21 protein-coding genes and 1 pseudogene are annotated in these 22072 nt (G+C 65.7%); 14 read left to right on the top strand and 8 right to left on the bottom strand.

Annotated elements, in window-relative coordinates; translation table 11 throughout:
* Window positions 1-72: 72 nt before the first annotated feature.
* Window positions 73-960, top strand: a complete 888-nt coding sequence (locus QOL57_RS02380) for an MBL fold metallo-hydrolase (RefSeq protein ID WP_089240389.1) — start codon at window positions 73-75, stop codon at window positions 958-960.
* A 310-nt stretch (window positions 961-1270) separates the two neighbouring features.
* Here the strand turns inward: QOL57_RS02380 and QOL57_RS02375 are convergent, their stop codons facing one another.
* Together QOL57_RS02375 and upp are read right to left on the bottom strand one after the other, a co-directional pair.
* Entirely contained in the window at window positions 1271-1561 is a 291-nt protein-coding gene (locus tag QOL57_RS02375) for a PsiF family protein (RefSeq protein WP_089240391.1), read from the bottom strand.
* 118 nt (window positions 1562-1679) lie between these two features.
* The gene (gene upp, locus QOL57_RS02370; RefSeq protein ID WP_089240393.1) at window positions 1680-2312 is read right to left on the bottom strand and encodes a uracil phosphoribosyltransferase; all 633 of its coding nucleotides are present in this window, start codon (window positions 2310-2312) and stop codon (window positions 1680-1682) included.
* A gap of 153 nt (window positions 2313-2465) precedes the next feature.
* Between upp and QOL57_RS02365 the strand changes: the two genes are divergently transcribed.
* The 4 genes and pseudogenes from QOL57_RS02365 to QOL57_RS02350 all read left to right on the top strand — a co-directional run.
* Window positions 2466-5018 carry a TonB-dependent receptor gene (locus QOL57_RS02365; RefSeq protein WP_089240395.1) on the top strand — a complete coding sequence of 851 codons (2553 nt, stop codon included), beginning with the start codon at window positions 2466-2468 and terminating at the stop codon, window positions 5016-5018.
* A complete protein-coding gene (locus QOL57_RS02360; protein ID WP_089240397.1) occupies window positions 5018-6148 on the top strand; it encodes a phytase in 1131 nt (376 codons plus the stop codon). The genes QOL57_RS02365 and QOL57_RS02360 overlap by 1 nt, the downstream gene beginning before the upstream one ends.
* A gap of 59 nt (window positions 6149-6207) precedes the next feature.
* Entirely contained in the window at window positions 6208-7509 is a 1302-nt protein-coding gene (locus QOL57_RS02355; protein WP_089241258.1) for a metallophosphoesterase family protein, read from the top strand.
* Window positions 7510-7519: 10 nt separating this feature from the next.
* A pseudogene (locus QOL57_RS02350) lies at window positions 7520-7654 on the top strand (inorganic diphosphatase); the annotation flags it as partial.
* 261 nt (window positions 7655-7915) lie between these two features.
* Here QOL57_RS02350 and QOL57_RS02345 read toward each other — a convergent pair.
* The 3 genes from QOL57_RS02345 to QOL57_RS02335 are packed head-to-tail and all read right to left on the bottom strand — an operon-like array spanning window position 7916 to window position 8833.
* Window positions 7916-8038 (bottom strand): hypothetical protein, encoded by a 123-nt coding sequence (locus QOL57_RS02345; protein ID WP_280521850.1) that lies wholly within the window; start codon window positions 8036-8038, stop codon window positions 7916-7918.
* A gap of 45 nt (window positions 8039-8083) precedes the next feature.
* On the bottom strand, window positions 8084-8206 hold the full coding sequence (locus QOL57_RS02340; RefSeq protein ID WP_280521851.1) for a hypothetical protein: 123 nt from the start codon (window positions 8204-8206) through the stop codon (window positions 8084-8086).
* Between the two features lie 45 nt (window positions 8207-8251).
* On the bottom strand, window positions 8252-8833 hold the full coding sequence (locus tag QOL57_RS02335) for a hypothetical protein (protein WP_089240399.1): 582 nt from the start codon (window positions 8831-8833) through the stop codon (window positions 8252-8254).
* Window positions 8834-8945: 112 nt separating this feature from the next.
* Between QOL57_RS02335 and QOL57_RS02330 the strand changes: the two genes are divergently transcribed.
* Together QOL57_RS02330 and QOL57_RS02325 are read left to right on the top strand one after the other, a co-directional pair.
* The gene (locus QOL57_RS02330; RefSeq protein WP_089241260.1) at window positions 8946-10361 is read left to right on the top strand and encodes a deoxyribodipyrimidine photo-lyase; all 1416 of its coding nucleotides are present in this window, start codon (window positions 8946-8948) and stop codon (window positions 10359-10361) included.
* Window positions 10362-10502: 141 nt separating this feature from the next.
* Window positions 10503-11198 carry an OmpA family protein gene (locus QOL57_RS02325; protein WP_089240401.1) on the top strand — a complete coding sequence of 232 codons (696 nt, stop codon included), beginning with the start codon at window positions 10503-10505 and terminating at the stop codon, window positions 11196-11198.
* 164 nt (window positions 11199-11362) lie between these two features.
* Here the strand turns inward: QOL57_RS02325 and QOL57_RS02320 are convergent, their stop codons facing one another.
* A complete protein-coding gene (locus QOL57_RS02320) occupies window positions 11363-12394 on the bottom strand; it encodes a LysR family transcriptional regulator (protein WP_025878839.1) in 1032 nt (343 codons plus the stop codon).
* 147 nt (window positions 12395-12541) lie between these two features.
* On the opposite strand from QOL57_RS02320, the gene QOL57_RS02315 reads away from it, so the two are divergent.
* The 6 genes from QOL57_RS02315 to QOL57_RS02290 all read left to right on the top strand — a co-directional run bounded on the left by QOL57_RS02315 (window position 12542) and on the right by QOL57_RS02290 (window position 20365).
* A complete protein-coding gene (locus tag QOL57_RS02315; RefSeq protein WP_089240403.1) occupies window positions 12542-12769 on the top strand; it encodes a hypothetical protein in 228 nt (75 codons plus the stop codon).
* Window positions 12766-13536, top strand: coding sequence for an SDR family NAD(P)-dependent oxidoreductase (locus QOL57_RS02310; protein WP_089240405.1), 771 nt, complete (start codon window positions 12766-12768; stop codon window positions 13534-13536). Before QOL57_RS02315 ends, QOL57_RS02310 begins: the two co-directional genes overlap by 4 nt.
* A 91-nt stretch (window positions 13537-13627) precedes the next feature.
* On the top strand, window positions 13628-14851 hold the full coding sequence (locus QOL57_RS02305) for an efflux RND transporter periplasmic adaptor subunit (RefSeq protein WP_089240408.1): 1224 nt from the start codon (window positions 13628-13630) through the stop codon (window positions 14849-14851).
* Between the two features lie 127 nt (window positions 14852-14978).
* On the top strand, window positions 14979-18149 hold the full coding sequence (locus QOL57_RS02300) for a multidrug efflux RND transporter permease subunit (protein ID WP_089240410.1): 3171 nt from the start codon (window positions 14979-14981) through the stop codon (window positions 18147-18149).
* Between the two features lie 63 nt (window positions 18150-18212).
* Window positions 18213-18950, top strand: a complete 738-nt coding sequence (locus QOL57_RS02295; RefSeq protein WP_089240412.1) for an SDR family oxidoreductase — start codon at window positions 18213-18215, stop codon at window positions 18948-18950.
* On the top strand, window positions 18944-20365 hold the full coding sequence (locus QOL57_RS02290; RefSeq protein WP_025878845.1) for an efflux transporter outer membrane subunit: 1422 nt from the start codon (window positions 18944-18946) through the stop codon (window positions 20363-20365). The genes QOL57_RS02295 and QOL57_RS02290 overlap by 7 nt, the downstream gene beginning before the upstream one ends.
* A 43-nt stretch (window positions 20366-20408) precedes the next feature.
* Here the strand turns inward: QOL57_RS02290 and QOL57_RS02285 are convergent, their stop codons facing one another.
* Window positions 20409-20786 carry a VOC family protein gene (locus QOL57_RS02285; RefSeq protein ID WP_089240414.1) on the bottom strand — a complete coding sequence of 126 codons (378 nt, stop codon included), beginning with the start codon at window positions 20784-20786 and terminating at the stop codon, window positions 20409-20411.
* 139 nt (window positions 20787-20925) lie between these two features.
* Between QOL57_RS02285 and QOL57_RS02280 the strand changes: the two genes are divergently transcribed.
* Window positions 20926-21189, top strand: coding sequence for a hypothetical protein (locus tag QOL57_RS02280; RefSeq protein ID WP_089240416.1), 264 nt, complete (start codon window positions 20926-20928; stop codon window positions 21187-21189).
* Between the two features lie 18 nt (window positions 21190-21207).
* On the opposite strand, the gene QOL57_RS02275 is transcribed toward QOL57_RS02280, so the two are convergent.
* Entirely contained in the window at window positions 21208-22062 is an 855-nt protein-coding gene (locus tag QOL57_RS02275) for an endonuclease/exonuclease/phosphatase family protein (RefSeq protein ID WP_089240418.1), read from the bottom strand.
* Between the last annotated feature and the right edge of the window lie 10 nt (window positions 22063-22072).

Genomic DNA, 22072 nt, shown 5'->3' with positions numbered 1-22072 from the left:
CCGCCCGCAACGGCGGGGTTTTTCATTTCCCGGCTAGCGATTATTTAACGAGCGGCGACCGATAATTGCGCCATGAAACTATGGTCGATCCGCGGTAATACCCAGCGCCTGGATGGCGGTGCGATGTTCGGCAATGCACCGCGTGCGTTGTGGGAGAAATGGGCAGCGCCGGATGAGCTCAATCGCATCGAGTTGGCCTGTCGTGCGTTGTTGGCAAGCCCGCTTGAGGGCAAGACGGTGCTGTTCGAAACCGGCATCGGTGCGTTTTTCGATCCGCGCATGCGCGAGCGCTATGGCGTGCAGGAAAGCCAGCATGTGCTGATCGATTCATTGCGCGAAGCCGGCTTCGAGCACGAAGACATCGACGTGGTGGTGCTCAGCCATCTGCACTTCGACCATGCCGGTGGCCTGCTGGCAGCGTGGCGCGAAGGCCGCGAACCGGAACTGCTGTTCCCCAATGCGACGTACGTGGTCGGTGCGCAGCATTGGCAGCGCGCGTTGCAGCCGCACCCGCGCGATCGCGCCAGCTTCATTCCGGAACTGCCGGGCCTGCTGCAGGCCAGTGGGCGCCTGGAAGTGGTGGACGGTGAATATTCGAAAGTGCTTGGCCACAGCGTGCGTTTCAGCTACAGCGACGGCCACACGCCGGGGCTGATGCTGGCCGAGATCGTAGGGCAGGGGCGCGCAGGCGCAGGGGCGCACGGCGGTGTGGTGTTCTGCGCCGATCTGATTCCCGGTCGTTCGTGGGTGCACGTGCCGATCACGATGGGCTACGACCGCAATGCCGAGCTGCTGATCGACGAGAAGCGGCAGTTCCTGGAAGACAAGCTGGCGCGCAACGTGCATCTGTTCTTTACCCATGATCCGCAGGTGGCGTTGGCGCAGGTCGGGCGGGATGAGAAGGGGCGTTTCGTTACGCTGCATGAGCAGGGCGAGCTGAAGGCGCGGGCGTTGGGGTGAGGTGTGCCGGCAGGGCTGCGCCCTGCACCTGCCGAGGCCGAAGCCGAAGCAACAGCAACAGCAACAGCGGGCTATCCGTGGGGTGGCGGGGCGGTGTCGGATGACGGGGACGCCGCAAGTACGTCCTTGTAGGCTCAGCCGCGCCATCCATGGCGCGGATGCCCCGCCATCCGACACCGCCCCGCCGCTGACAGATTTTCGTGACCCGTCGGGGTCGGATCCCGTTGCTGCGCAACGGGCTCTGACCCCGTTCAACGACGGTCAGTGGATCCACGCCATGCGTGGATGGGCCTTTCTTCGCTGTTTTTTACTATGCCTTGAGGCAGCTGCTCATGAAGGTCTTGCGGGCGTCGCCGGCGAGCTTCCTGGTGGCGGCGTCGGCGTTGCACTTCTTCATGCGTTCCTGCGGCGTGGTGGGGGCTGCCGGGGCGGCTGCGTGCGCGCTCAGGCATGTGCTCTGCGCGGATTTGTAGGCGTCGCCCTTCAGCCCTTTGTTCTTTGCCGAACAGTCGGCCATGCGCTGCTGTTGCGGGGTGGCTGCGTTGGCGGCAAGCGGGAGGCTGAGCAGCAGGGCGGCGGCGAGCAGGAATGATGCTTTCATGGTGGCTCCAGGGCAGGGCGGCTGCGCGGAGCATTCGCCCGTCGCCGCAAAGCCGGCGTGAAGGTGCCTGGAGCAGGTGGAGCACTTCCTTTCGAAAGCGCTCCGACCGCGGTCGATCTCAGCCCACGCGGGTACCGAAGATGCGGTCGCCGGCATCACCCAGGCCCGGCAGGATGTAGCCCTTTTCGTTGAGCTGCGCGTCGATCGCGGCGGTGTAGATCTCCACGTCCGGGTGCACGGCCTTCACTGCTTCGATGCCCTCCGGTGCGGCAACCAGGAAGATGCCCTTGATCCGGCGGGCACCGGCGCGCTTGAGCATGTCGATGGTGGCGATCAGGGTGCCGCCGGTGGCCAGCATCGGGTCGAGGATCAGCGCGTCGCGCTCTTCCAGGCGGCCGGTCAGGCGCTCGAAATAGGGCACTGGCTGCAGGGTTTCTTCATCGCGCTGCAGGCCGACCACGCTGACGCGGGCGGCCGGGATCAGCGACAGCACGCCGCTGAGCATGCCCAGGCCGGCGCGCAGGATCGGCACCACGGTGATCTTGGCGCCGGCGATGCGCTGCACGGTGACCGGGCCGGACCAGCCCGGCAGGGTGTGCGGCTCGGTTTCCAGGTCGGCGGTGGCCTCGTAAGCCAGCAGCGTGCCAAGCTCGTTGGCCAGTTCGCGGAAATCCTTGGTGCTGAGCGCGGCGTTGCGCATCAGGCCGATCTTGTGCTGCACCAGCGGGTGGCGCACTTCGACGATCTTCATGGGAGGGTCTGGCAGAAGGGGAGAGCCCCATTTTAAGCGGAATGCTCGGTGGTGCCGAGCCGGGTCCGGCAGGCCAGGCTCCACCGGTGTCATGCCCATGCAACCTCGCGGACATACCGTGCTGACCCAATCTTTACACCGTTGGGGATAGCTGTGCAGAAGAAGAACACGTTGGGCCTGGCAATCAGCCTCTCGCTGCTGGTGACGGCCAGCCCGTCGGTACTGGCAGCCGAAACTGCTGCCGCGGCCGGCGGCGGCGCCGCGGCGACTGATCTGGACCGCATCGAAGTACGTGCGCAGCTGGAATCGCAGGTGCGCGCGGTTGACCTCAAGCGCAGCAGCGACGCCATCGAAGACGCCGTGTCCTCCGACGCGCTGGGACAGTACCCGGACAAGAACGTGGCCGAGTCGCTGCAGCGCCTGCCGGGCATCAGCGTGACCCGCGACCAGGGCGAAGGCCGTTTCGTTGTGGTGCGTGGCCTGGATGCCAACCTCAACAGCGTCAGCGTCGACGGCATCGCCATCGGCACCCCGGAAGATTCCAGTCGTGCGGCGCCGCTGGACGTGATTCCGTCCGATTCGACCGAGCGCCTGCGCGTGGTCAAGTCGCCGACCCCGGATATGCCAGGTGACGCAATCGGTGGCGCGATCCTGGTCGAATCGGCGTCGGCCTTCGACCGTGACGGCCGCAGCCTGCGCGGCAAGATCGAAGCCAGCCACCAGCAGCTGTCCGGCGAAACCAGCCCGAAGGCCGCTTTCAACTACAGCGAAGTGTTCAACGATACCTTCGGCGTGGCGCTGGGCGTGAACTACCAGAAGCGCAAGTTCGAATCGGACAACACCGAAGTGGAGTACGACGGCGAAGACGATGCCGCGCCGGGCGACGTCACCGCGATCAACCTGCAGCACCGCAAGTACGAAATCGAGCGCAAGCGCATCGGCGCCAACCTCAACCTGGACTGGCGCCCGAACGATGACAGCAAGTACTACCTGCGTGCGCTGTACAGCCAGTTCGATGATGCCGAAACCCGCCAGCGTGTGATCTTCAATTTCGACGACGCGAAAATGGTCAAGACCGGTACTGACCAGTACCGCCTGGATGGAATGCCGAAGGATTCCATCGACAAGCGCATGCGCTACCGCACCAAGGAAGAGAACACCTTCGCGGCCAGCCTGGGTGGCGAGAACAAGCTGACCAACGCCGTGGTCGATTACAAGCTCGGCTTCACCCGTACCGAAGAGCGGGTGAACGATGAAATGGAGGCGCGCTTCAAGCTCAACGGCAAGGCCTTCAACGGAACGCTGGACCAGAGCAGCCGCCTGCCCAGCTACAGCTTCGACAATCCGCAGTGGCTGGACAACGCGAACTACGCGTTCGATCGCATCGTGCTCTCGCCCAAGCAGGTGAACGACAAGGAACACAGTGCGCAGGTCAACGTGCGCTTTGACGGCGACAACAGCAGCATCAAGTTCGGCCTGCTGGGGCGCTGGCGCGACCGCGACGTCAACGTCGACGAAAGCGAACTGCGCGTCGGCCCGAAGATTGCCCTGTCCAGCTGGACCACCGGCTCGCCCGATCACCGCCACGGCACCCTGGGTGACGGCATGGATTCGGATGCCATGCGCGCGTACTGGGCGGCCAACGGCGGCCAGTTCAGTGCCCGTCCTCAGGACGTCGGTGCCAATGCGATGACCTCGCTGGAAGAGGACTACATCGCCAGTGAAGACATCTTCGCCAGCTACGCCATGGGCACCTGGGATGTCGGCGCGCTGCGCATCATCGGCGGCGTGCGCGTGGAGAACACCCGCTTCAAGGCCGAGGGCAACCAGGTCGATGTGGCTGCCAACGGCCGCAGCTACACCGTGACCCCGCGCGTGGCCAACAGCAGCTACACCAACGTGCTGCCGGGCCTGCACCTGCGCTACGACGCGGCCGATGACTGGGTGCTGCGTGCCTCGGCCAACAAGACTGTTTCGCGCCCGTCCTTCGGCGATATCTCGCCGCGCGTCGGCTACAGCCGTGGTGACGAGGAAGTGCGCCTGGGCAACCCGGAGCTGGACCCGTACGAATCGAAGAACATCGATCTGTCGGTGGAGAAGTACCTCGGCAGCACCGGCATCGTCTCGCTCGGTCTGTTCCACAAGTCCATCGACGGTTACATCGTCGAGACGGTACGCACCAACGATCCGGCGTACGGCGGTTTCGACGTGACCCAGCCGATCAACGGCCGCAAGGCGACGGTGCGTGGTGCGGAGCTGAACTGGCAGCAGCAGCTGGCCTTCCTGCCCGCCGGCCTGGACGGCCTGCTGGTGGGCGCCAGCGGCACCTGGCTGGACACCGAATTCGACGCGGGCATCGAGGATCGCGCCGGTGAGGACTTCGCCTTGCCGCGCGCCTCCAAGCACGTGTACAGCGCACACATCGGCTATGAAAAGTACGGCCTCAGCACGCGCCTTGCGGCGGTGTACCGCAGCGAGTACCTGGACACCATCGGCAAGGGCCGTGCATTCGATATCTACGTGGCACCCAACACCCAGCTCGACTTCTCGCTGGACTACAAGTTCAACGCGAACGTGAGCCTGTACTTCGAAGCGCAGAACCTGCTGGACAAGCCGTTGGAGCTGTACCAGGGCACGCGCTCGCGCACCCTGCAGCTGGAAGAGTATGGCCGTACCTACGCCGTAGGCCTGAAGGTGGCGCTGTGATGGTGCGCGGCATGACCCTGATGGCCGCCTCGCTGGCCGCCTCGCTGGCCGCCGTTCTTGCCGCCGGCTGCACGCCGGCAGCGGACAAGGCGCCGGCCGTGGCTGCAGCGACGGGCGCTGTGGCACCCGTCGAGCGCAAGGTGGCGACCATCGCCGAGGCGTTCCTGACTCCGATGACCCCGGCCGACAACATCGATTCGCCGGCTTCCTGGCAGGCACTGGATGGCAAGACCTGGCTGATCGCCACGGCCAAGGCCACCGACAAGCTGGCGGTCTACGACGGCAGCAATGGCCAGCATCTGCGTGACGTCGGCAGCACCGGCACCGATCTGGGCCAGTTCGATCGTCCCAATGGCATCGCAGTGACCGATGACCTGCTGTGGATCGTCGAGCGCGACAACCACCGTGTACAGGTGCTGTCACTGCCGGACTTCGCTCCGTTGGCCACCTTCGGTGCCGACGACCTGCGCAAGCCCTACGGCCTGTGGGTGGACCGCCGCGCCGATGGCTACAGCGTCTACGTCACCGACTCCTGGGACAACGGCGAGGACGCACAGGGCAAGGACATCCTGCCGCCGCTGGCGGAGCTGGACAAGCGCGTGCGCCAGTACCACGTGACCCGCGACGGTACCAAGGCCCAGGCAACGCTGTCGGCCAGCATCGGTGATACCAGCGAAGCCGGCGCGCTGCGCGTGGTCGAATCGATCTGGGGTGATCCGGCCAATGATCGCCTGCTGATCGCCGAAGAGGACGAAAGCTACGCCAGCGAATTCAAGGTCTACACCCTGGCCGGGCGCTTTACCGGCACTACCTTCGGTCGCGACGTGTTCAAGGCGCAGGCCGAAGGCGTGATGCTGCGCACCTGCGGCAAGGACGGCTGGTGGATCACCACCGAGCAGGGCAAGCAGCGCAGCGTGTTCCATCTGTTCGACCGCCATACGCTGAAGCCGGTGGGCGCGTTCCAGGGCAATACCGTGGCCAACACCGATGGCATCTGGATGATGCAGCAGCCGACGCCGCGGTTCCCGCACGGTGCGTTGTATGCGGTGCACGATGACCAGGGCGTGGTGGCGTTCGACTGGGAGAGCATTGCCAAGCAGCTGGCCCTTCCGCTGGAGTGCGGTTCGTGAGCCCGCGTTTGACGCGCGTGCTTGCGGTCGGCCTGCTGTTGGCATTGCCATCGCTGGCGATGGCGGCAGCCGAGCCCAACACCCAGGTGCCGTCGGGCAGCCGTTACTACGCAGCCGCATCGGTGCCGGACCGCATCGTCGCCTCTCCGTCGGTCGACCCCAGCCACGGTTTCGCGGTGGCCTGGCGCACCGATGGCAGCGTGCAGTCGCCGCTGCTGGAAATCGCACTGGCCGACGATTCGCCGGCCATCGAGGGCATCCGCCAGGTGCGCGCGAAGACCCAGACGCTGCAGACCGAGAACGGCCTGTCGCATCATCATCGCGCCGATATCGATGGCTTGCAGCCGGACACCCTGTACGTCTATCGCGTACAGGGCAATGGCAGCTGGAGCGCCTGGAACCAGCTGCGCACCCTGGCCGCTGCCGAGCAGCCGCTGACCCTGCTGTACTTTGGTGATACCCAGAACAAGAACGTCAGCCATGTCAGCCGCGTGGTGCGGGCCGCACAGAAGGCCGCACCCGATGCGCGGATCAGCCTGTTCGCCGGTGACCTGGTCAGTGGTGGCGATAACATGGACGACAGCGAATGGGGCGAATGGTTCGCCGCCACCAGCTGGCTGGCGCAGGAGACGCTGGTGGCGCCGGCGATCGGCAACCACGAGTATTTCGAGGAATTCGAGGACACCCCGCAGGAGCGCCGCGTACTGGGCCGTCATTGGCCGGTGACCTTCGCCCTGCCGGGCAACGGTGCCAATGCAGCGGCGGGTACCAGCTACTGGTTCGATGCGCAGGGTGTGCGCGTGGCCGTGGTCGATGGCACTTCAGCGCTGGATCTCGGCACCGCCAAGGCGCAGGCGCAGTGGCTGGACAAGGTGCTGGCCGGCAACCGGCAGCCGTGGACCATCGTGCTGCTGCACCAGCCGTTCTATTCACCGCGCGAAGGCCGCGAAAATGCAGCCCTGCGCAAGGTGCTGCTGCCGGTGGTGCGACGCCACAAGGTGGATCTGGTGCTGCAGGGGCATGACCACACTTACGGCCGTCGCGGTGAAGGGCAGGCGGCAACGCCGCAGTACGTGGTAACAGTGGCAGGGCCGAAGCAGTACCGTCTGTCGGACGAAGCACGCAGGACGATGGAACCTGTGGGCGAGGACACTCAGCTGTTCCAGGTGTTGCGTATCGACCCGCAGCACCTGCGCTACGAGGCGCGCACCGTCACCGGACGCCTGTACGACGCCTTCGAGCTGAAGCGCGATGGCAGTGGCAGCAAGCAACGGGTGGAATTGCAGGAAGGGCGGATTGCTCCGCGTGACTGCGCACGTGCGCAGACCGCCAAGGGTCGCACCGACCGCTGCTGGGAGTGAGGACAGACCGATGAGCACGCGCCCGCGCATCGTTCCGATAGCCGCCATTGCCGTTGCCCTGTTGCTGATGGGCAGCGCGGTGGCCGCAGCAGACTCGGTGCTGCCCCCGTTCCTGACCGCACTACTGAAGCAGGCGCCGCAGGATAGAGAAACGGGCGGGTGATCAGGGAAGGCATGAAGTAGATCCACGCCACGCGTGGATTGAACCCACCCGTGCACCATCCACGCACGGCGTGGCTCTACTGCATCGCGTCCAGGAACAGTTCTGTCTCGTCCGTGCCGCTCAGCAGCGCTGAAGCAGGCGCCGCAGGAAAGAAAGACGGGTGGTGATCAGGGAAGGCATGAAGTAGATCCACGCCATGCGTGGATTGAACCTTTCCGTACACCATCCACGCATGGCGTGGATCTACTGCATCGCGTCCAGGAACGGTTCTGCTTCATCCGTGCCGCCCAGCAGCGCTGAAGCAGGCGCCGCAGGAAAGAAAGACGGGTGGGTGATCAGGGAAGGCATGAAGTAGATCCACGCCATGCGTGGATTGAACCCACCCGTACACCCTCCACGCGCGGCAGGGATCTACTGCATCGCGTCCAGGAACAGCTCTGCCTCGTCCGTGCCGCCCAGCAGCGCTGAAGCAGGCGCCGCAGGAAAGAAAGATGGGCGGGTGATCAGGGAAGGCATGAAGTAGATCCACGCCATGCGTGGATTGAACCTTCCCGTGCACCATCCACGCATGGCGTGGATCTACTGCATCGCGTCCAGGAACAGTTCTGCTTCATCCGTGCCACCCAGCACTGCAGCGACAGCGCGCAATGCCGCTTCGCGATGTTCGGCACGGATCCCGCCATCATCGTCATCGCTGTACAGATCTTCATCGGCCTCGAGGTAAACGCTGCCGGCCGCCGCCAGTGCGGCCATCAAGGTCGGTACGTCGGCGACGAACTCGTCGGCGTTCCAGTGGCCCGCGCCATGACGGGCGAACAGAACGCGGCCATCGTTGATGTCGAGGATGAGAGGATCGGCGCCACGGTCGGCGATCACCAGCCAGTGCGCTGGCCAGTCGCTGATCGGTTCGCCATCGATGCCGTTCCAGCGATAACCAGCCTGGTAAGCCCACAGGCGCTGCAGGGGCGGCAGCCACACTTCGAGGCCCGGTACGGTGATGCCGCTGGGGCCTTTGGCAGGATTGAATACCTCACCGAACGGGCCGACGCGTGCATAGAATCCGGCCAGCACGTCCGGCAGCGGGAACGGCCCTTGCCACGCGTCGGCGGATTGCGGTTGCAGGGGGCCAAAGCGGGCAAAAGTGGCGCGAAGATCATCCATGACGAGGGCAGGGCGGAGGCGGAAGAGCACGCAGCCTAGCAGAGCCGGTCGCACGCATCGCCTTCACCGCCACTGGCTATCATGGCCGCCCAGCAACAGAGAGGCAGTGCACGTGTCGGTAGCGTTGGTATGGTTCCGTCGGGACCTGCGGTTGCAGGACAATCCGGCGCTGCAGGCGGCGCTGGACGCAGGCCACGATGTGGTGCCGGTCTACATCCATGCCCCGCACGAAGAGGGCGACTGGGCGCCGGGTGCCGCGTCGAACGCATGGCGCCACCGCTCGCTGGCGGCGCTGGATGCCGACCTGCGTGCACGCGGCTCCTCGCTGGTGCTGCGCACCGGCGGCAGCCTGCCGACCCTGCAGGCGCTGATCGATCAGACCGGCGCCGAGGTGGTGTACTGGAACCGCAAGTACGAACCGGCGACACAACCGCGCGATGCCGCCATCAAACGCACGCTGCGCGAGCAGGGCATCGATGCGCAGAGCTGCAACGGCAGCCTGCTGTTCGAGCCCTGGGACATCGCTACCCAGCAAGGGCAGCCCTACAAGGTATTCACTCCGTACTGGCGCAACGTGCTCAGTCATTGGCGATTGCCTGCCCTGCTGGAAGCACCGCGCTTGTTTACCGCACACACGGTTGAAGGCCTGGCCCTGGACGCGTTGCAGCTGGCGCCGTCATTGCAGTGGGATTCCGGCTTCTGGGAGCACTGGCAGCCGGGCGAGGCCGGCGCGTTTGAGGCGCTGTCCGTATTCGAAGATGGTGCGCTGCGCGGCTATCGCGAGCAGCGCGATCTGCCGGATCGAGTAGGTACTTCGCGACTGTCGCCGCACCTGCATTTCGGCGAAATCGCCCCGTGGCGCATCGCACACGCGCTGGAGGGCCTGCGCAGCGCTGGCACCGATGCCGACATCGACGGCTACCTGCGTCAGCTGGGCTGGCGTGATTTCGCCTACCACCTGCTGCACCATTTCCCGAAAACGCCCACGGACAACCTCAATCCACGCTTCGATCGCTTTCCGTGGGCCAACCCCAGTGCCGCCCAGCTGCAGGACTGGCAGCGCGGCAACACCGGTGTGCCCATCGTCGATGCTGGCCTGCGCGAGCTCTGGCATACCGGCTACATGCACAACCGGGTGCGGATGATCGTCGCCAGCTACCTGTGCAAGCACCTGCGTGCGCATTGGCTGCACGGCGCGCACTGGTTCTGGGACACGCTGGTGGATGCGGACCTGGCCAACAATACGATGGGCTGGCAGTGGGTGGCCGGTACCGGTGCCGACGCGGCTCCCTATTTCCGGGTATTCAATCCCGTTACCCAGGCCGAGAAGTTCGATCCACAAGCGAGTTACATCAGTCGTTGGGTGCCGGAGCTGGCGGCGCTGCCGGTGAAGGCGCGCTTCGCTCCCTGGCAGCACCCGCAACTGTTGGCCGAACGCGCGCCCGGGTATCCGCGTACGCCGCTGGTGGACCTGGCGGCAGGCCGTGATGCGGCGCTGGCCGCCTACCGTCAGTCGGCGGCGGGGTAAAGCGCTGGCTGAGCGGTCCAGACAGCTAGCTGAACACGTCCCTGTCGGCCGGTGCGATCATCATGCCGACATCGCGTCCGGCTGTTTATCCTCGTTGCCGCCCGCAAGCCGCCGGCCCGACCGGAAACCAAGGAGAACACCATGATCCGCAACACTACCCGCAACGTCGCACTGGCCCTGATGAGTGCGGCCGTCCTGTCGGCCTGCGCCACCGGCGGCTCCTACGTGCAGAGTGATCCGTACGGCAACCCGACCGAGCAGCAGAACCGCACCGGTCGCAACGCCCTGATCGGTACCGCCATCGGCGTGGCCGCGGGCCTGCTGACCGGCGACAGCGCGACCGAGCGTCGCCAGCATGCGCTGATCGGCGCGGGTATCGGTGCACTCAGCGGCGCCGCCGTGGGTCAGTACCAGGATCGCCAGGAGCGCGCGTTGCGCGAGCGCACCGCCAACACCGGCATCGACGTCGAGCGCCAGGGCGACAACATCATGCTGAACCTGCCGGACGGCATCACCTTCGACTTCGGCAAGTCGGCACTGAAGCCGCAGTTCTACGGTTCGCTCAATGGCGTTGCCGGCACCCTGCGCGATTACAACCAGACCATGATCGAAGTGGTCGGCCACACCGACAGCATCGGCAGCGACGCGGTCAACAATCGCCTGTCCAAGGAGCGCGCTGATTCGGTGGCGCAGTACCTGATCGGCCAGGGCGTGCAGAGCGTGCGCATCGAGACCCTGGGCGCTGGCAAGTCCTATCCGATTGCCGACAACAGCACCGATGCCGGCCGTGCCAAGAACCGCCGCGTCGAGATCCGTGTGATTCCTCTGAAGCAATAACGCGCAGCGTTATTGCTGTTCCGGCGCAGCCGGAACGAAAATGCCGCCCTTGCAGGCGGCATTTTTTGTAGGTGCCGGGCTTGCCCGGCACGCCGATAGCGCATGTAGAGCCGTGCCGACCAAGGTCGGCACCTACCAGGATGGGCTCGCGCTATTGTTGCAGTCTACGCCGCCGACGCAGCCACCTTCTCCAGAATCCGCTTGCCGCTGCTCGCCAGCGCCGCTTCTTCCTGTTCCTGCTGCTGCCGCGCCAGCTTCGCGCCGGGGCACTGCGCCAGCATGTAGTTGGCATCGAAGTTGAGCTTCTCGACCAGGAAATCGACGAACGCGCGCACCTTCGGCGAGACCAGGCGGCCACCGGCAAACACCGCATTGAAATCCACTTCCGGCCCGGTCCAGCCGGCCAGTACGCGGCGCACCATGCCCGACTCGACGAACGGCTTGGCCATCACGTCGCCGGTCAGCAGCAGGCCTTCGCCACACACCAGCGCGCCATTCAACGCAGACATGTCGTTGGCCGTCATCAGCGGCGTCACCGGGAAGTCGCGCAGTTCGCCACCGTTCTCGCCCAACTGCCAGGTAAAGCGTGGCGAGTTGCCGGTGTGGTACGGCTTGCGCATGGCCAGGATGCGGTGGAACTGCAGCTCTTCCGGATGCAGCGGCTCGCCGTAGCGCTCGATGTAGGCCGGGCTGGCGAACACCTGCGTGCGCAGGCTGCCAAGCTTGCGCGCCACCAGGTTGGAATCGGGCAGGGCACCCACGCGCAGGGCGAGATCGGCCTCGCCGGCGATCAGGTCCAGCTTCTCGTTGCCCATGTGCATGTCCAGGCGGATCTCCGGATACTGCGCATGGAACTGGCCCAGCAGCGGCGCGATCCAGGTGATGCCGATCGAATAGGGCACGGTGAAGCGCAGCCAGCCGCGTGGGCCCGACTGCAGCTGGCTGACCGCGCTTTCGGCTTCTTCAAGCTCGCGCGCGATGCGCTGGCAATGCTCGTGATAGATCGAGCCGGCCTCGGTGAGGCCGAGGCGGCGCGTGGTCCGGTGCAGCAGTCGCGCGCCGAGGCGCGTTTCCAGTTCCTGCACCTTGCGGCTGACCGTGGTCTTGGGCAGGCCGAGCGATTTGGCAGCCGCGATGAAGCTGCCTTGCTCGACCACTTTGACGAAGATCAGCGTCTCGTTGAGATCGTGGGACATGGTCAGGAATCCTGGACGTCGGGGATGGGGCAATCGTGACAGAACGATTGGACCGGGGACGGGATGATTATTCCCCTTAATCAGGACTAATCAAGTAGGGGTTTGAGGTCTATCGTGGCGCCATTCGCTAATTGGAGCCCGTCCGCCATGAGCCTGCGCAACATTCTTGCCCGCTTCCGGATCGCCGGCCAGAACGCCCTGGACCTGGCGATGACCGTCGAATCCCGCCCTAGTTCCTTGGTACACAAGGACTTTCGTGAGTTTACCGCACCCATGCGTCAGCAGCGTGGCGGTGCCTTGCGGCTTGCTTCGCATAAGGGTGACCGACTGCGTCGAATCGGGACTATCCCGGATTTGGGAGGAAATGTCCCGTGAATGGGATTCTGACCCCCGAGGTCCTGGTTCTCGGCGGCACCGGTGCCGTCGGCCAGGGTGTAGTCGGCGCATTGCTGGAGGCCGGCAGCCCCGTGCTGGTGGTCGGCCGCGATCCGCGCCGCCTGGCGGCATTGCACGAGCAGTTCGCCGATGAGCCGGGCCTGCAGACAATGCTGGGCTCGCTCAGCGACGACAGCTCGGCACGCGTGCTGGCCGAACGCGTGGCGCAGCGTCCGCGCCCGCTTGCGGCAGTGATCGCGGCAATGGGTGGTCCGTACAACCGCGGTCGTGTGGTCGAGCGCGGCGGTGACGCACTGGCGGCGGCATTGCAGGCTGACCTGATGCCGCATGTGCACGCGGTGCGTCATCTGTTGCCGCTGCTGCAGGACAACGTGCACGCCCGTCGCTACGTGATGATCGGCAGCCCGGCCGGGCTCAAGCCCTGGGCCGGTTATGGCGAGACCTCGATCACTACCGCCGCGCTGCGCATGTACGCGCAGGTGGTGCACCAGGAAGCGCAGGCCGTGGGCGTTCGCGCGCAGATGCTGGAAGTGTGCAGCCCGGTATGCACGCCGGCCAACGCCGCCAATGCCTGCATCGAATGGCCCAGTTCGCTGCTGGTCGGCCGCCGCGTGGTGTCCCTGCTCGACGGTTGCCGCGACAACCGCGCGATCGTCCGTTGCGACAGCAGCGATGCCGAACTGCCGCGCGGTCTGCTGCACCTGGAAATACCGCCGCTGTGGCGCGACACCGCAGGCGTTGCTTGACCTCAGCCTTGGTTGAGGTCGCAGGATACGCCGCCGAAAGTTGATAGCAATTCTCAAATAGCTGTACCACCCCTCCGTACGGATGCATGCCATGACTTCCCCCAACACCACTCCACATCGTTTCCGTCATCGCCTGGCGATGGCTGGCGTGTCGATCCTCGCTGCCGCCGTCCTGGCTGCCTGCAGCGGTGGCCATGCCGAAGAAGCTGGCGCACCGCCCCCGCCGCAGGTCAGCGCTGCCCCCGTGCTGCTCAAGCAGATCAGCCAGTGGGACGAATTCAGCGGTCGCGTCGAGGCCGTACAGAGCGTCGAACTGCGCCCGCGCGTGTCCGGCTACATCGACAAGGTCAACTACGTTGAAGGCGAAGAAGTGAAGAAGGGCGCCGTCCTCTTCACCATCGATGCCCGCAGCTACCAGGCCGAGTACGATCGCGCCAACGCCGAACTGGCCCGTGCACGCACCCAGGCGGTGCTGGCCCGCAGCGAGTCCGAGCGTGCCAAGCGCCTGGCCGAGCAGCAGGCAATCTCCACCGAGACGGCTGAACAGCGTCGCGCGGCCGCCGACCAGTCCGGTGCGGCAGTGCAGGCTGCGCAGGCCGCCCTGGACGCAGCCCGCCTCAACCTCGAGTTCACCAAGGTGCGTGCGCCGATCGACGGCCGTGCCGGTCGCGCGATGGTCACCGCAGGCAACCTGGTCACCGCCGGTGACAGTGCCAGCGTGCTGACCACGCTGGTCTCGCTGGATACGGTGTTCGTGTACTTCGATGCCGATGAAAGCACCTTCCTGCGGTACGCGCAGATGGCACGCAAGGGTGAACGCCCGAGCGAACGCGACAGCGAGCTGCCGGTGAAGGTCGGTCTGTCCGGTGAAGAAGGCTACCCGCACACGGGCAAGGTCGACTTCCTCGACAACCAGGTCACCCGCAGCACAGGCACCATCCGCGTCCGCGCGCTGCTGGACAATGCCGACCGCCAGTTCACCCCGGGCCTGTTCGCCCGCGTGCAGCTGCTCGGCAGCGGCCAGTTCCAGGCCATGTTGATCGATGACAAGGCCGTGCTGACCGACCAGGACCGCAAGTACGTCTACGTGGTCGACAAGGATGGCAAGGCCCAGCGCCGCGACATCCAGCTTGGCCGCATCGCCGAAGGCCTGCGCATCGTCGAGCAGGGTCTGGCCGCCGGTGACAAGGTGATCATCGATGGCGTGCAGAAGGTCTTCATGCCCGGTATGCCGGTGCAGGCGAAGGCGGTGGCGATGCAGCCCACCGCTGCGCCGGCGCCGGGTCGCGATGCAACTGCCGCACTGAACCACTGATCCGCCGTCTCCTGATCCGCGTACCCGCTTAGCTGCCGGTGCCAGCGGCAGCCGTCACTGCCTTCACCAGATTGGTGAGGGGCAGGGCGGCTGTTGCCCGCCGACGGCCTTTTCCAGGAATTCTTCCATGGACTTTTCCCGTTTCTTCATCGACAGGCCGATCTTCGCGGCGGTGCTGTCGATCGTGATCTTCGCCGCCGGCCTGATCTCGATTCCGATGCTGCCCATCGGCGAGTACCCCGAAGTGGTGCCGCCGTCGGTAGTGGTGCGTACCGTGTATCCCGGCGCCAACCCCAAGGTGATCGCCGAAACCGTGGCCACCCCGCTTGAGGAGGCCATCAACGGCGTTGAGGGCATGATCTACCTCAAGTCGGTGGCCGGCTCTGACGGCGTGCTGCAGATGACCATCACCTTCCGCCCGGGCACCGACCCGGACGAAGCGGCGGTGAAGGTGCAGAACCGTGTCGCCCAGGCCCAGGCGCGACTGCCCGAGGACGTACGCCGGCAAGGCGTGACCACCCAGAAGCAGTCGCCCACCTTCCTGATGGTGGTGCACCTGACCTCGCCCAACGGCAAGTACGACACCCTGTACCTGCGCAACTACGCCCGCCTGCACGTCAAGGACGCGCTGGCACGTATCCAGGGCGTGGGCGACGCGCAGATCTTCGGTGGTGGTGACTACGCCATGCGCGCCTGGCTGGACCCGGACAAGGTTGCCTCGCGCGGCCTGACCGCCAGCGATGTGGTGCGCGCCATGCGCGAGCAGAACGTGCAGGTCTCGGCCGGCCAGCTCGGCGCCGAGCCGATGCCCAACAGCCAGTTCCTGACCCTGATCAACGCCCAGGGCCGCCTGCGCAGCGAGCAGGAGTTCGGCGACATCGTGCTCAAGAGCGGCGCCGACGGTGAAGTGGTGCGGTTGTCGGACGTGGCCCGGGTTGAACTGGGTGCCGGCGATTACACGCTGCGCTCGCAGCTGGACGGCAAGAACGCGGTAGGTATCGGTATCTTCCAGGCCCCCGGCGCCAACGCGCTGGAGATCCGCGACGCGGTGATGGCCAGCATGGACGAGATGCAGAAGACCATGCCTGCCGACGTGAAGTACGAGGCGGTGTATGACACCACCATCTTCGTGCGTGACTCGATCAAGGCGGTGGTCTCCACCCTGCTGGAAGCCATCGCGCTGGTGGTGCTGGTGGTGATCCTGTTCCTGCAGACCTGGCGTGCCTCGATCATCCCGCTCATCGCGGTGCCGGTGTCGATCGTCGGTACGTTCGGCGCGCTGTACCTGCTGGGCTTCTCGATCAACACGCTGAGCCTGTTCGGCCTGGTGCTGGCGATCGGCATCGTGGTCGATGACGCGATCGTGGTGGTGGAAAACGTTGAACGCAACATCGAAGAAGGCCTGACCCCGCTGGCCGCTGCGCATCAGGCGATGCGCGAAGTGTCCGGGCCGATCATCGCCATCGCGCTGGTGCTGTGTGCGGTGTTCGTGCCGATGGCGTTCCTGTCGGGCGTCACCGGTCAGTTCTACAAGCAGTTCGCGGTCACCATCGCCATTTCCACGGTGATCTCGGCGATCAACTCGCTGACCCTGTCGCCGGCCCTGGCTGCCCGCCTGCTGAAGCCGCATGGCGCGCCGAAGGATGCGCCGACCCGCATCATCGACCGTCTGTTCGGCTGGGTGTTCCGTCCGTTCAACCGCTTCTTCAAGTCCAGCTCGGAAAAGTACGAGCGCGGCGTGTCGAAGATCCTCGGCCGTCGTGGTGCGGTGTTCGTGGTGTACGCGGTGCTGCTGGTCGGTACCGGCTTCATCTTCAAGCTGGTGCCGCCGGGCTTCATTCCGACCCAGGACAAGCTGTACCTGATCGCGGGTGTGAAGCTGCCGGAGGGTTCGTCGATCGCGCGTACCGATGAAATGCTGCGCAAGGTCGCCAAGATCGCCCAGGAAACCGACGGTGTGGCCCACACCATCTCGTTCCCGGGTCTGAATGCCCTGCAGTTCACCAACACCCCCAACACCGGTGTCGCGTTCATTCCGCTCAAGCCGTTCAGCGAGCGCCATGGCCGCACCGCCGCGCAGATCAATGCGGAGATCAACCAGAAGATCGCAGGCCTGCAGGAAGGGTTTGCCTTCGCCATGATGCCGCCGCCGATTCTCGGCCTCGGTAACGGCAACGGCTACCAGATGTTCATCCAGGACCGTGGCAACCTCGGCTATGGCGCGTTGCAGAACGCGGTGCAGTCGATGCAGGGTGCGGTTGCGCAGACCCCGGGTATGGCCTTCCCGATCACCAGCTACCAGGCCAACGTGCCGCAGCTGGATGCCGAGGTGGACCGTGTCAAGGCAAAGGCCCAGGGCGTACAGCTGACCGAGCTGTTCGACACGCTGCAGACCTACCTCGGTTCGGCCTACGTCAACGACTTCAACCAGTTCGGGCGTACCTGGCAGGTGATCGCACAGGCCGATGGCCAGTTCCGTGACAGCGTCGAGGACATCGGCAAGCTGCGGACCCGCAACGATCGTGGCGAGATGGTGCCGATCGGCTCGATGGTCACCGTCAAGGAAACCTACGGTCCGGACCCGGTGCTGCGCTTCAACGGCTACCCGGCCGCTGACCTGGCCGGTGAAGCCGACCCGCGTGTGCTGTCCTCGGCCGAAGCGATGAACAACCTCACCGCCATCGCCGCCAAGGTGCTGCCGGTCGGCATGGCTACCGAATGGACCGACCTGAGCTACCAGCAGGCGACCCAGGGCAAGGCTGCCTTCATCGTGTTCCCGGTGGCGATCATGCTGGCCTTCCTGGTGCTGGCCGCGCTGTACGAAAGCTGGTCGCTGCCGCTGGCGGTGATCCTGATCGTGCCGATGACCCTGCTGTCCGCGCTGTTCGGCGTGTGGATGACCGGCGGCGACAACAACGTGTTCGTGCAGGTCGGCCTGGTGGTGCTGATGGGCCTGGCGTGCAAGAACGCGATCCTGATCGTCGAGTTCGCCAGGGAGCTGGAGATGGGCGGCAAGGGCATCGTCGAAGCGGCACTGGAAGCCTGCCGCCTGCGTCTGCGCCCGATCGTGATGACCTCCATCGCCTTCATCGCCGGCACCGTGCCGCTGGTGCTGTCGCATGGTGCTGGCGCCGAAGTGCGCTCGGTGACCGGTATCACCGTGTTCGCCGGCATGCTGGGCGTGACCCTGTTCGGCCTGTTCCTGACCCCGGTGTTCTACGTGGCACTGCGCAAGTTCGTCACCCGCAACGGTGGTGGCCAGCTGGTGCAGCACGGCGAGCCGACCATCCACCACTGACATGGAAAACAGCGGCGCCGGCAACCACCGGCGCCCGCTTCCCCCTACCAAGGCAATGAATCCATGAACACCCATCAGAACAAGATCGCGCTGGTCACCGGCGCAACCCGCGGCATCGGCCTGGAAACCGTGCGCCAGCTGGCGCAGGCCGGCGTGCATACGCTGCTGGCCGGGCGCAAGCGCGAGACCGCTGTCGAACTGGCACTGAAGCTGCAGGCCGAGGGCCTGCCGGTGGAGGCACTGCAGCTGGACGTCAACGATGGCGCCAGCATCGCCGAGGCGGTCGAGCAGGTGCGCCAGCGCCATGGCCGTCTGGACATCCTGGTCAACAACGCCGGCATCATGATCGAGAACCCGGCACAGCTGCCGTCGGAGCAGTCGCTGGACACCTGGCGTCGCACCTTCGACACCAACGTGTACGCGCTGGTGGCAGTGACCCAGGCCTTCCTGCCGCTGATCAAGCAGGCCAAGTCGGGCCGCATCGTCAACGTCTCCAGCATGCTGGGCTCGCAGACGCTGCATGCCGATCCGACCTCGGGCATCTACGATTTCAAGATCCCGGCCTACAACGCCTCCAAGGCCGCGGTGAACAGCTGGACCCTGGCCCTGGCCCATGAGCTGCGCAGCACGCCGATCAAGGTCAACACCGTGCACCCCGGCTACGTGAAAACCGATATGAACGGTGGAAACGGCGAGATCGAAATCGCCGAGGGCGCACGCTCCAGCGTGCAGATGTCGCTGATCGGCGAGTCTGGCGCCAGCGGCAGCTTCACCTACCTGGGCGAGGTGCTGCCATGGTGATCCGCACCCTGGCGATGGCCGTCTCCAGCCTGGTGCTGGCGGGCTGTGTCAGCGTCGGCCCCAATTACAAAGCACCGGTGCAGGAGCCTGTCGTCCTGCAGGGCGCGCAGCAGCCGGTCTTCAGCACCACCTCGCCGGTGGCCAGCTGGTGGGCGCAGTTCGATGACCCGGTGCTTGAAGAACTGGTCCATGGCGCGCTGTCGGACAACCTGGACCTGCGCGTGGCTGTCGCCCGTGTCAGCCAGGCCCGTGCAGTGTTCGTCGAGAGCCGCTTCGACCAGGCGCCACACGTTACCGCTGGCGGCAGCTACGATCGCCGCAAGCAACCCGATCCGCAGCTGGGTGGGCAGCGGGTGTTCAGTGAAAGCTACCAGCTCGGCTTCGATGCGGGCTGGGAGCTGGATCTGTTCGGCCGCAAGCGCCGTGCTGCAGAGGCCGCGCGTGCCGACCTGGACGCAGAGCAGGCCAACCTCGCCGACGCGCAGGTGCTGATCGCTGCCGAAGTGGCACGCAACTACTTCGAGTTGCGTGGCACCCAGAAGCGCATCGCGGTAGCCCAGCGCACCCTGGTCAACCTGCGCGATACGCAGCGGCTGACCGAGGCTCGCTGGGAACTGGGTGCCGGCAGCGAGCTGGACGTGCAGAGCAGCCGCGCACGGTTGAAGGCCATCGAGGCCGACATCCCGCTGCTGGAAGTGGCCGAGACGCAGTCGCGCAACCGGCTGGCCGTGCTGCTTGGGCAGCGCCCGGAAGTGCTGACCGCCATGCTGGCACCGCACGAAGTGCCGGCGTTTGCCAAGGCATTGCCGCTGGGTGATACCCGCGAACTGCTGCGTCAGCGTGCCGACGTGCGGGTCGCCGAACGTCGCCTGGCTGCCGCCACCGCACGTGTCGGCGTTGCCACGGCCGATCTGTTCCCGCGGCTGTCGTTGTCCGGTTTCGTCGGCTTCCTCGGTGGCGATGCCAGTGGCCTGGTCAACGGCAACAACAAGGCCTGGTCGCTGACCCCGTCGTTGAGCTGGGCGGCATTCGACTTCGGTACGGTCAAGGCACGCCTGCGTGCCAGCAAGGCCGAGGCCGAGGGCGTAGCTGCGCAATACGAACAGGCTGTGCTGCTGGCGCTGGAAGACACCGAAAACGCGTTGACCCGCTACTCCAAGCAGCAGGCGCGGCTGGCCATCGTGGTCGAGCAGGCGCAGGCAGCGCGACGTGCCGAATCGCTGGCGCAGATCCGCTACCGCGAGGGGTCGGAAGACTTCCTGACCCTGCTTGACGCGCAGCGCACGCAGCTGGTGGCCGATGATGCACTGGCGGCCGCCGAATCGGAGGTCAACGTCAGCGTGGTGGGCGTGTACAAGGCACTCGGTGGCTGGGGCCAGTCACCGCAGGCGCCGAGCGTGGCCCAAGCGCGCTGATCGGCAGGGGACGGGAGCATCTGCTTCCGTCCCCTTTTTTTCGCTATGGCCAGAGGTTGGCCGGGGCATCGTGATCGCGCATGCGTACGATGCAGAAACGATGACCGGTGGGCGCTTCCATCACCCACCAGCGTTTGACGAAACCGACCCGGCGCGCACCGAGCTTTTCCAGCCGTTCGGCTTCGGCGTCGATGTCATCGCTTTCGATATCCAGATGCACCCGTGACGGGTGATCGACCCGCTGCACCTCCACATTCAATCCCGCCGGCGCACCTGTCAGGTCGGCGTACTGTGCGTCGCCTTCGGCACGGGCGGGCTCGGCCTGCAGGCCCAGCGCTGCGGCCCAGAAGCGGGCGCTGTCTGCGGCAGGCGTGTCCTGGCAATCGATGATGAATCCGGCCAGTCGGCTGCGATGGGTCATGTGCCGTCTCCGCTCAATGAGGGTGCCGGCAGGGTAGCGCGTGCGCCGCCGCGCGCGTTCTCGCGGTCATGACGTTTCTGACTCTGCCGGAAGTACCGCCCACCGTGTAACTAGTGGGGAAACCAAGGGAGGACGGGACATGAGCGAACAGAAGCAATCGGCCCAACGGACGCTGCTGGGTGATCCCGGCCTGCCGGGGGCTGGCCTGTCGGTGGCCGTGGTGATGCTGCTGGTGCTGGCGGCGATGGCTGCGGTGATCGGCTTCCTGCGCCTGCCCGATTCAATGCTGGGTATTGGCCTTGTCGGCATTGCGGTGTTCCTCGCCGTCGGCGCACGCATCTGCCAGGCGCGCGACCAGCACCAGGCGCTGTACCGCCTGCTGGGCAAGCGACCCCCGCCGTAGCGAGGGTCGCTGCAGTGCTCAGTGTTTCGGCCAGTCCAGTTCAACGACCAGCGGGAAGTGGTCGGAGGGCAGCACGCCATCGATGCGGCGGTCATCGGTCAGGAAGCTGCGTGCTTGGAAGCCGCGCACCAGCACCCAGTCCAGCTCGGCGGTCGCCGTTCCTGTGAAGTCGTGGAAGGTCAGGCGCGGACCCTGCGGCGACTTGACCTGGCGACGGGTGTCCTGAAGCACGCGAGTGAAGGCCTGGTAGGTGCCGCCGCCCGGCTCGCTGTTGAAATCACCGGTCAGCACCACCGGCAGATCGGAAGGCAGCGCGGCCACGCGCGCGGCGATCAGTTCGGCGCCCTTGATCCGTCGCGGTTCGTCCTCGTCGCGGTAGGGCAGGTGGGTGTTCATGAAGTAGAAGCGGCGGCCGTCATCCAGGCGACGGAACACTGCCCAGGTGACCATGCGCGGGAACAGGTTGCCCCAGCTGATGCTGCCTGCGACCTCGGGCGTATCGGACAGCCAGAAGTTGCCGGATTCTTCCACCGCCAGCACCTTGCTGTCGTAGAACACGCCCATGTGTTCGTCGCCACTGCCACCGCGTCGGCCTTCGCCGAACCAGCGATAGTCGGGCAGGTGCTCGGCCAGGTAGTTGGCCTGCTCCAGCACCAGTTCCTGGGTGCCGATCACCGCCGGGTGCGCCTGCTGGATCACCTTGACCATGGCATCGCGGCGGTCTTGCCAGCGCTTGCCAGGGTCGGTGTCGGCGGGCGTACGTACGTTGAAGGACATCACTTTCAACGGCGCGGGCGAGGCTGCCCAGGTGACGGCAGGCAGTGCAAAAGCCAGGAGTGCGCAGAGCGCGGACGTGCGGAAGCGTGACAACATCGTGGAATCC

It is taken from the genome of Stenotrophomonas sp. yr243, from assembly GCF_900184195.1.
Lineage (GTDB): Bacteria > Pseudomonadota > Gammaproteobacteria > Xanthomonadales > Xanthomonadaceae > Stenotrophomonas > Stenotrophomonas lactitubi.
The sequence above is the reverse complement of the archived record's forward strand: the minus strand, read 5'-3'. Positions and strand labels throughout refer to the sequence as shown.

Excerpts from the sequence above, each read along its gene's own strand:
- QOL57_RS02320 (WP_025878839.1), bottom strand. The coding sequence starts at position 12,394 with ATGTCCCACGATCTCAACGAGACGCTGATCTTCGTCAAAGTGGTCGAG.
- QOL57_RS02315 (WP_089240403.1), top strand. The coding sequence starts at position 12,542 with ATGAGCCTGCGCAACATTCTTGCCCGCTTCCGGATCGCCGGCCAGAAC.
- QOL57_RS02345 (WP_280521850.1), bottom strand. The coding sequence starts at position 8,038 with ATGGCGTGGATCTACTTCATGCCTTCCCTGATCACCCACCCGTCTTTC.
- QOL57_RS02295 (WP_089240412.1), top strand. The coding sequence starts at position 18,213 with ATGAACACCCATCAGAACAAGATCGCGCTGGTCACCGGCGCAACCCGC.
- QOL57_RS02380 (WP_089240389.1), top strand. The coding sequence starts at position 73 with ATGAAACTATGGTCGATCCGCGGTAATACCCAGCGCCTGGATGGCGGT.
- QOL57_RS02335 (WP_089240399.1), bottom strand. The coding sequence starts at position 8,833 with ATGGATGATCTTCGCGCCACTTTTGCCCGCTTTGGCCCCCTGCAACCG.
- QOL57_RS02285 (WP_089240414.1), bottom strand. The coding sequence starts at position 20,786 with ATGACCCATCGCAGCCGACTGGCCGGATTCATCATCGATTGCCAGGAC.
- QOL57_RS02340 (WP_280521851.1), bottom strand. The coding sequence starts at position 8,206 with ATGGCGTGGATCTACTTCATGCCTTCCCTGATCACCCGCCCATCTTTC.
- QOL57_RS02300 (WP_089240410.1), top strand. The coding sequence starts at position 14,979 with ATGGACTTTTCCCGTTTCTTCATCGACAGGCCGATCTTCGCGGCGGTG.
- QOL57_RS02325 (WP_089240401.1), top strand. The coding sequence starts at position 10,503 with ATGATCCGCAACACTACCCGCAACGTCGCACTGGCCCTGATGAGTGCG.
- QOL57_RS02375 (WP_089240391.1), bottom strand. The coding sequence starts at position 1,561 with ATGAAAGCATCATTCCTGCTCGCCGCCGCCCTGCTGCTCAGCCTCCCG.
- QOL57_RS02305 (WP_089240408.1), top strand. The coding sequence starts at position 13,628 with ATGACTTCCCCCAACACCACTCCACATCGTTTCCGTCATCGCCTGGCG.
- QOL57_RS02290 (WP_025878845.1), top strand. The coding sequence starts at position 18,944 with ATGGTGATCCGCACCCTGGCGATGGCCGTCTCCAGCCTGGTGCTGGCG.
- upp (WP_089240393.1), bottom strand. The coding sequence starts at position 2,312 with ATGAAGATCGTCGAAGTGCGCCACCCGCTGGTGCAGCACAAGATCGGC.
- QOL57_RS02280 (WP_089240416.1), top strand. The coding sequence starts at position 20,926 with ATGAGCGAACAGAAGCAATCGGCCCAACGGACGCTGCTGGGTGATCCC.
- QOL57_RS02360 (WP_089240397.1), top strand. The coding sequence starts at position 5,018 with ATGGTGCGCGGCATGACCCTGATGGCCGCCTCGCTGGCCGCCTCGCTG.
- QOL57_RS02355 (WP_089241258.1), top strand. The coding sequence starts at position 6,208 with ATGGCGGCAGCCGAGCCCAACACCCAGGTGCCGTCGGGCAGCCGTTAC.
- QOL57_RS02275 (WP_089240418.1), bottom strand. The coding sequence starts at position 22,062 with ATGTTGTCACGCTTCCGCACGTCCGCGCTCTGCGCACTCCTGGCTTTT.